General features: G+C 45.5%; 6 protein-coding genes. 4 read left to right on the top strand and 2 right to left on the bottom strand.

Going from position 1 to position 8,995, the window contains the following annotated elements; all coding sequences use genetic code 11:
* Nucleotides 1-22: 22 nt before the first annotated feature.
* Nucleotides 23-1,498, top strand: coding sequence for a glycolate oxidase subunit GlcD (glcD, locus tag QUA38_RS25080; RefSeq protein ID WP_333166737.1), 1,476 nt, complete (start codon nt 23-25; stop codon nt 1,496-1,498).
* A 204-nt stretch (nt 1,499-1,702) separates the two neighbouring features.
* Here the strand turns inward: glcD and QUA38_RS25085 are convergent, their stop codons facing one another.
* Nucleotides 1,703-3,520, bottom strand: a complete 1,818-nt coding sequence (locus QUA38_RS25085; RefSeq protein ID WP_333166740.1) for a PAS domain S-box protein — start codon at nt 3,518-3,520, stop codon at nt 1,703-1,705.
* A 549-nt stretch (nt 3,521-4,069) separates the two neighbouring features.
* Between QUA38_RS25085 and purH the strand changes: the two genes are divergently transcribed.
* Both purH and QUA38_RS25095 read left to right on the top strand, forming a co-directional pair.
* Nucleotides 4,070-5,617, top strand: coding sequence for a bifunctional phosphoribosylaminoimidazolecarboxamide formyltransferase/IMP cyclohydrolase (gene purH, locus QUA38_RS25090; protein ID WP_333166743.1), 1,548 nt, complete (start codon nt 4,070-4,072; stop codon nt 5,615-5,617).
* 297 nt (nt 5,618-5,914) lie between these two features.
* Nucleotides 5,915-6,847, top strand: a complete 933-nt coding sequence (locus tag QUA38_RS25095) for a 2OG-Fe(II) oxygenase (protein WP_333166746.1) — start codon at nt 5,915-5,917, stop codon at nt 6,845-6,847.
* 177 nt (nt 6,848-7,024) lie between these two features.
* Here the strand turns inward: QUA38_RS25095 and QUA38_RS25100 are convergent, their stop codons facing one another.
* Nucleotides 7,025-8,506 carry an ankyrin repeat domain-containing protein gene (locus QUA38_RS25100; RefSeq protein WP_333166749.1) on the bottom strand — a complete coding sequence of 494 codons (1,482 nt, stop codon included), beginning with the start codon at nt 8,504-8,506 and terminating at the stop codon, nt 7,025-7,027.
* A gap of 96 nt (nt 8,507-8,602) precedes the next feature.
* Between QUA38_RS25100 and QUA38_RS25105 the strand changes: the two genes are divergently transcribed.
* Nucleotides 8,603-8,995, top strand: a 393-nt coding sequence (locus QUA38_RS25105; protein WP_333166752.1) for a DUF4079 domain-containing protein, incomplete at its 3' end; no start/stop codon positions are given.

An 8,995-nucleotide genomic window follows, 5' to 3' on the forward strand; every position in this document is an offset into this window, starting at 1 on the left:
AGTTCCCTAATTAAATTCACTAATGATAGCCGTAGAAACAGAACGCAACTGGAAACCCGTTATTAAAGAATTCGAGGCTGTAGTCGGCAAAAATGGGGTGGTACAGCGCCGCGAAGAATTGATTGTCTACGAGTGTGACGGACTCGCCAGCTACCGCCAGCGCCCCGCCATGGTGGTATTGCCTCGAACTACCGAGGAAGTGGCGCAAGTGGTCAAAATATGCGATCGCAACTCAATTCCCTGGGTGGCTAGAGGCGCAGGCACTGGCCTTTCCGGCGGCGCTTTGCCTGTAGAAAATTGCGTGCTGATTGTCACTGCCCTGATGCGAAAAATCCTCAAAGTAGACTTAGAAAATCAGCAAGTAGTGGTGCAGCCGGGAGTAATTAATAACTGGGTAACGCAAGCAGTTAGCGGCGCCGGTTTCTACTACGCGCCAGATCCTTCCAGTCAAATTGTTTGTTCGATTGGCGGCAACGTTGCCGAAAATTCAGGGGGCGTTCACTGCCTCAAATACGGAGTCACAACGAATCACGTTTTAGGATTAAAATTGGTACTTCCCGATGGTTCAATTGTCGATGTCGGTGGCGAAATTCCCGAAATGCCCGGTTACGATTTAACTGGTGTATTTGTCGGTTCCGAAGGCACTTTAGGAATCGCCACAGAAGTTACTTTGCGAATTCTCAAAGCGCCGGAATCGATTTGCGTTCTCCTAGCGGATTTTTCCAGTATAGAAGCAGCGGGCGAATCAGTTTCCGATATTATCAGCGCTGGCATTATTCCCGGCGGCATGGAAATCATGGATAACATCAGCATCAATGCTGTGGAAGATGTGGTGGCAACTGGATGTTATCCCCGCGATGCGGCGGCAATTCTCCTCGTAGAAATCGACGGTTTAGAAGTGGAAGTTGCCACAAACAAACAGCGGATTGCTGATATTTGCAAGCATAACGGAGCGCGAAATATCACGACAGCAAGCGACCCGGAAACCCGCCTAAAAATTTGGAAAGGCCGGAAAGCTGCTTTTGCGGCGGCGGGTCATCTCAGCCCGGATTATTACGTGCAAGATGGCGTAATTCCGCGAACGCAAATGGCTTATGTTTTGAAAGAAATTGAGGGTTTGAGCGAGAAATACGGTTATCGGATTGCTAATGTATTTCACGCGGGAGACGGGAATTTGCACCCGCTGATTCTGTACGATAACTCGGTAAAAGGTGCGCTCGAAAAGGTGGAAGAATTGGGCGGGGAAATTCTCAGGCTTTGCGTGAAAGTTGGGGGAAGTCTTTCCGGGGAACACGGCATCGGTGCTGACAAGAAGTGTTTTATGCCGGATATGTTTTCCGAGGTAGATTTGGAGACTATGCAGTGGGTGCGTCAGGTGTTTAATCCGAAAGGTTTGGCGAATCCTGGGAAAATGTTTCCGACGCCGAAGACTTGCGGGGAAGCGGCGAGGGCTAAGGTTGAAACTTTTAAGAAGTTGGAGGGTGCGGAGGTTTTTTAATTCGCTATTTATGCGGGTAAGGTGAGCCGAAAAGCACCTGATAATTGTCTCTACAATGGGGAGGCTTTGCCTCTAAGTATGCGTTCCCAGCCAGAGTCTGGGAACGAGAAAAAACAATTTTTCTCGTTTTTTAGGAGTGGGAGCGTCCCGCTCGCTTGTTTGCCTATATATCAAGTTGGTAAGGTGCAGATTGCACATTCCGCACTAAGGTGCGATCGGAATTCTGATAGTAAATTCTGTGCCCTTGCCCAATTCCGAAGTACAATTTAATTCGCCTTTGTGTCTTTCTACAATAATTTGGTAGCTAATTGACAAACCCATTCCCGTGCCTTTGCCAATGGGCTTGGTAGTAAAAAATGTATCGAATATCCGCTGTTTGATTTCCTCAGTTATTCCCGGCCCGTTGTCAGCAATTTTAATTTCTACAAAATTGCCCACCACTTGCGTACCAATCCTAATCTGGCTAGGATTTTCTAGCATTTCTTGAAAATTTGGCTTATTCTTGGCATCTTCTAAAGCATCGATCGCATTGCTGAGAATATTCATAAAAACTTGATTGATTGGTCCAGCAAAACACTCAACAGTCGGCAATTCTCCGTATTGTTTGACAATTTGAATTGGCGGCTTTTCTCCATTCCCTTTCAAACGGTGATTGAGAATTAACACCGTGCTGTCAATACCTTCGTGGATGTTAACGGGTTTCATCTGTGAATCGTCGTGCCGCGAAAAGTTCCGCAGCGACTGCACAATTTGGCAAATCCGCTCGACACCAACGCTCATTGAAGACAGTATTTTAGGTAAATCTTCAGCTAAAAAATCGAGTTCATTTTCTTCTCTTTCCTGTTGAATTTGCGCGACTGGATTAGGATAATGCTTTTGGTAAAGTTCGAGGTGGTCAAACAAGTCTTGAGTATAATTTGTGAGATGAGCGAGATTGCCATAAATGAAGCTGACTGGGTTGTTAATTTCGTGAGCGACGCCGGCAAGTAGCAATCCCAAACTAGACATTTTTTCGCTTTGAACTAATTGGGAATTAGTGGCTTTTAGTTCGTTAAGTGTGGCTGCTAGTTGAGCGGCTTGTTCTCTGCTTTGTGCTTCGGAATTATGCAAGGCTTCTTCAGCTTGTTTGCGCTCAGTGATGTCTCTCTGTACGCCAATAAAATGAGTTAATTTGCCCATTCGATCGCGCACAGGAGAGATTGAGAAACAATTCCAGAAAGCGGTTCCATCTTTGCGGTAATTCTTTAATATTACCTTGCATTCGCTTTCTATTTGCAAGGCCTGGCGAATTATTTCTACTGCCGCCGGGTCGGTATCGCTTCCGTGCAAAAATCGGCAGTTTTTTCCAATAATTTCCTGCCTCCGATAACCTGTCATGCTTTCAAATGCAGGATTGCAATAAATAATTGGATGTTCTGGGTCAGTGGCGTCAGAAATCGTAAATCCGGTGCTAGTAGCTGCTATAGCTCGATCGTACAACCAAAGCATTTCTTCTGCGCGTTTGCGATCGGTAATGTCCCGCAGCGTAGCTAAATAAGCCATTTCTCCGTCCCATTCCGTTTCCACCACCCGCATTTCTACTACAGCATTTGCTTTTTGCTTGCGAATAGCTTCAACTTCTGTTTGCACGACGCGAGTTCCTGGTGCTTCTGTTTTTCCAACTTGGGGAATAATATCCGTGGCCATCTCAAGGTCGCAAGCTGAAACTTCTACTACTAAATTGCCAAAAAATGCTTGCCCTAGAAGTTCCTCTGCGGTGCAGTTAAACAGCGCTTCTGCTGACGGGTTGGCAAAACAAATAAGTCCTAGCTTGTTGACGATTGCGATGCCGTCGGCATTTTTTTCGATCACATTCCTAAAGCGAGATTCGCTAGCTTTCAAATCCTGCTTTAGCTGTTCCATTGCTCGCTCCATCTGCTGCAATTCGCACAGACTAAGACTATAAGCTTCTGAAATGTTGGCCTGTGCCCAATTCTCGGCTCTTTTTTTGGGCATCTCTTGGTAGTCTGTTCTATTATTCATACTTTGAGCAGTTTTTTTATGTTTCCTGCTAATATTACTGAGCTTATTTTCTGGATCGGCTTCTTGAAAAAACATATTTCTACCCTACCCAATTATTTTTTACATTCAGATATTGCGATCGCCCAATTTTTCTGGAAATTTAGGGAGATAGCAATTTACAGCCGATGCTAGCACATTACTTTTAGAATTCATCCTAAAACATCGTTAAAATTTAAGCGCGATCGTTCTCTAATTATCTATTACGTTTTATTAAGTAATTTCAACAACATTCATACTTACGTAGAAAGAGGAATTGTGCAGGATCTATATGGCTTCAATCCCCCTCGCACTCACAAAATAACCAGTTCCACGCGCAAGCCCTAAATATTTAGAAGCCACTGGTCAGTATAAAATATTATAGAAGTTGAGAAAAAATATAGTTTAAAATGAGCGAACTCATCCTTAAATGCTCACAAATAATCATAATTAGCAATTACCAAATCATCTCCCTGCAGGCAGATGTGATATAGAATATAACCTATCTATTTTTGCGATCGCAACTTCAAACCAATGGCACGTCTAGCACTTCTGAGCACATCCAATAAAAGCGGACTAATCGACTTAGCGCGCAGTCTAGTAGAAGAATTTGAATTTGACATAATTAGTAGTGGCGGGACAGCAACGGCCCTCAAAGAAGCAGGCATCCCAGTGACCAAAGTTGCGGAATACACTGGTTCTCCCGAAATTTTGGGAGGGCGAGTCAAAACACTTCACCCACGAATCCACGGTGGCATTTTAGCACGCCGCGATGTACCGGAAGACCTCGCAGATTTAACAGCAAATCAAATTCGGGCGATCGATCTAGTTGTAGTCAATTTGTATCCATTTGAAGAGACAATTTCTAAACCAGGAGTTAGTCTAGCCGACGCAATTGAGCAGATAGATATCGGCGGGCCGGCAATGTTGAGAGCTTCCGCCAAAAACCACGCTCATTTGACAGTTTTGTGCGACCCCGAACAGTACAATACTTATTTAAAAGAACTGCGGGAAAATGGTGGCGAAGCATCCTTAGAGTTTCGGCAAAGATGCGCTCTAGAAACCTTCAAACATACAGCCAACTACGATCGCGCGATCGCAACTTATCTCAGCAGCAGCCAATCCGCTGAAAAATCTTCGCTACCCGACCAATTTAATTTATCAGGAAAAGAGTTGCAAACTCTGCGCTACGGCGAAAATCCCCATCAAGCTGCCACCTGGTATCAAAGCGGAAGTACACCGACAGGTTGGACGACTAGCACCATCCTGCAAGGCAAAGAATTAAGCTACAATAATTTAGTAGATTTAGAAGCAGCAAGGCGGCTGATCGTAGAATTCCCCGACACCCCCGCCGCCGCTATTCTGAAGCATACAAATCCTTGCGGTACAGCCTTGGGAATAACTATTTCTGAAGCGTATCAAAAAGCATTCGACACCGATTCAGTCTCAGCTTTCGGCGGAATTGTCGCCCTCAACCGCCCCATTGATGCTGCTACCGCCACGGCGTTAACTCAAACATTTTTAGAATGTATAGTCGCGCCGGGGTGCGAACCAGAAGCCGAAGAAATTATCAAGAAAAAGGCGAAAGTTCGAGTATTAATTTTGCCAGATTTGACTCAAAGGCCGCCACAAACTGTTAAAGTTATTGCAGGCGGTTTGCTGGTGCAAGACTCAGATAATATAGTAGAAGAAACTAGCAAATGGCGGGTTGTTACTGAGAAACAGCCGACGGCGGGAGAGTTAGAAGAATTGGTGTTTGCTTGGAAAGTAGCGAAACACGTCAAATCAAATGCGATCGTTGTGACGCGCGATCGCACTACAATCGGTGTCGGCGCCGGACAAATGAATCGCGTGGGTTCGGTTAAGCTAGCATTGGAACAAGCAGGAGAGAAGAGCAAAGGAGCGATTTTGGCAAGCGATGGTTTCTTTCCCTTCGACGATTCAGTCAAAACTGCGGCTGAGGCGGGCATAATTGCGATCGTCCAACCCGGCGGAAGTATGCGCGATCGAGATTCCATAGAAGCAGCCAACCAACTCGGAATCACAATGGTTTTCACTGATATCCGCCACTTCTTGCATTAGGAATAATACCTAAAGCAATTCTCAATTGTGTATTTTATTGTAGGGATACAATAGTGTTTATTGGTCTTAACTTAAGTCGGAAATTCTTTGTATCTCTGCTTTTACTCTAAGTCTCGATCCCCTTAAATCCCCCTCCCGGGGGACTTTGAGAAAACCCCTGTCCCCCCCTTCTTAATGGGAATTTAGACACTCTTGTCCCCCCCTTTTTTAAGGGGGGTTAGGGGGGATCTGGAAGGCTATGACACCAATCAACACTGTTATGTCCTACCAAATTCCCAGTTGCGTCCTTCAAAAATTATGACTTACACTCAACCGCAAATTAAACCCCAAGACATAAAAGTCAAAATCCTCCTCACAGGCGGACATCAGTGCACCGTCACCCTCAAATCTGATACACCTTTATTGCACAGCCTGATCAAAACATTAGTCGATCGCACCCAACAAACACTCAGTTTTTCGCCCTTATTTCAAATCCCCATAGACGAAGGGCGTTCCGCCCTTTCTTTTCCCGGCGAACACCTAGTGGGATTAGTCACCGAACCCCCCATTTACTTGCAGCAACTGGAACTGCAGCAGCTTGCAACTCCCGTAGAAATTCCCGCCGCAGAAATTCCCACCCCTGCACCGCCTGTAAATGACGATTTAATATCTCGCTACGCCCAAATAGACAACTTTTTGACCCCCGCAGAAAAGAATAAACTCATCAAATATGTCTTGGCAAAAGAATCAGAATTTGTGAGTACCAGCACCTCAACCAATGCCGAAGATTACCGCCGTTCGATGGTACTCCACTCGTTCCCCGAATTTTCGGAACTGATGGTTAATCGCATCAAAGCAATTCTCCCCGACGTGCTGAAAAGTTTAAATATTCCGTCATTTCCCCTGGGTGAGATAGAAGCTCAGCTAACCATGCACAACGACAACAACTTTTATAAACTTCACAACGACAGTGGCTCGCCCGATACAGCCAGCCGATTTTTTACTTACGTTTACTATTTCTATCGAGAACCCAAGGGTTTTTCAGGTGGCGAGTTACAGATTTATGACAGCAAAATCGAGAACAATTTTTATGTTGCGGACAAGACATTCAGAACTGTTGAGCCTCGCAATAACAGCATCGTATTTTTTCTAAGTCGCTATATGCACGAAGTTTTGCAAGTTAGCTGTCCCTCAAAAGCTTTTGCTGATAGCCGCTTTACTATTAACGGCTGGGTACGCAAAGCAAATTGAGGTTAATTCATAGTCCTGGACGCACTAATCACCTAATTATGTCATTCTGAGTGCAGCGCAGAATCTCCAATTATTGCCACGCCGTTACAATGCGTAAGTCCCGATATCTGAGATTCTTCACTTCCCAAAGCCTAGGCTCAGAATGACAGAATTACGTTACTCAAAACTATTTCATTCTTACTCCAAGGCTCCCGCACTTTTGAGCAATTTCACCACAATCGAATAACCTTTAAACTCAGCCAACATTAAAGCTGTATAATTGCCCGGATTTTTGTGGTTTATTTCTGCACCAGCAGCGATTAAAATATTGACTGCATCAGCATAACCCCGATGTGCAGCCCACATTAAAGCGGTTGCGCCCGAATCATCCACCAAGTTGACATCCGCGCCTTTTTCGACTAATAATTGGACGATCGCAATATAACCTCGATCGCACGCCTTCATTAAAGCCGTTTTCCCCAAATCCGCCGGGACATTGGGATCTGCACCGCCGTCAAGCAAAGCCTTCACCGTCTCGGTATGTCCGTGAAAAGCAGCCAGCGTCAAAGCAGTCTCCCCAAAGTTTTTCGCATTCAGAAACTCATCCCGATTTGAGTTTACTTTTTGCAGCAAAGCCGATACGATCGCACTATGGCCGTGAACAGCCGCCACCAGTAAAGGCGTATCGCCCAACCGATTTCTAGAACCGACACTAGCACCTCGGTTTAAGAGCAATTCCACCACATCTTCGCAGCCTTCAACCACGGCAAAATTCAAAGCAGTTTCATCATCTTTATCCTTAGCGTTGATATCCGCGCCAGCATCGAGTAAGATATGGGCGATCGCCGCATTTCCCCCAGCAGCAGCGGCCATCAAAGCCGTGCCCCCATCTCCATTTTTCACATTCGCATTAGCACCCGTACTAAGCAAAGTTTGCACCACATCAGTATTGCCGGAATCTGCCGCCAAAGTTAAAGCAGTTTCTCCGTTTTTGTCGGGAATTTCGACATCAGCACCAGCAGCCAACAGCGCCTCGACAACAGCCAAATTTTCCGCCGTCGCCGCCAGCATTAAAGCAGTTTTGCTTTCTAGATTTTTAACATTAGCATCCGCCCCACACTTGAGCAAAATTCGCACAATTTCAGCGCTTCCTTGACGGACAGCTAAAAACAGCATAGAATTGTCAGCAACAGCACCCGCATCCACTAAAGCTTTAACAATAGCTATATGACCCGATAAAGCAGCTATTTTCAAAGCCGAATCTCCATCTTTATCTCGGACATTTACATCAGCATTAGCATCAAGTAACATCCGCACAATATTGATATGGCCCTTGAGAGAAGCTGCCATCAAAGCCGTACTTCCATCATCATTTTTAGCATTAACATCAGCACCCGCAGCCAGCAACAGTCGCACAGAGTCAGCCTGTTTGTGAGCCGCCGCCAGCATCAAAGCCGTCAAGCCAAAACGCCTGCTCACCTGGTTGACATTAGCGTCATTGTTTAGTAGAGTACGCACGATTTCTGTATAGCCCTTTTGGGCAGCAAACATCAAAGCCGTCGTCCCCTCAGAGTCTTTGGCGTTAGCGTTAACATTCTTAGCGAGTAAAGCTTGGACGTGAATAATGTTGCCAGTCTTGGCGGCTTGAATCAATACAGCGTCTTGTTTAGTGGCAGGCATAATAGTCTCTCATACCGTATATTTTTACCGTCGCACGAGACGGCCTGACTGGTATGCTAAGTTTTATGAAGTATGTTTGCCAATCCTCAGAACACTATGAATCTCGAAATTCCTCAGTCAGTGAAAGTTTGGAGCCAATTCATCCACCCAATTTTAATGTGGGTACTGCTGGCTATCTCATTGTATGCTTTGTATCTCGGCATTCAAATCCGACGTACCAGAAGTGCCGAAGGCGAACTCAAAAAAGAGTTAATTAAGGGCAAATTCAACGTCAAGCACCACCAGATGGGTTCTTTGCTGTTAGCCTTAATGGTTACAGTTGCGATCATCGGGATGGCCGTCACCTACATCAACAACGGCAAGCTATTTGTCGGCCCGCACTTGCTAGCAGGGTTGGGAATGATGGCAATAATTGCGATCGCAGCCTCGCTGACTCCTTTGATGCAAAAAGGCAATGATTTGGCGAGAAACACTCACATCTTTCTGAAT

It is taken from the genome of Microcoleus sp. Pol12B4 (assembly GCF_036701385.1).
GTDB lineage: Bacteria > Cyanobacteriota > Cyanobacteriia > Cyanobacteriales > Microcoleaceae > Microcoleus.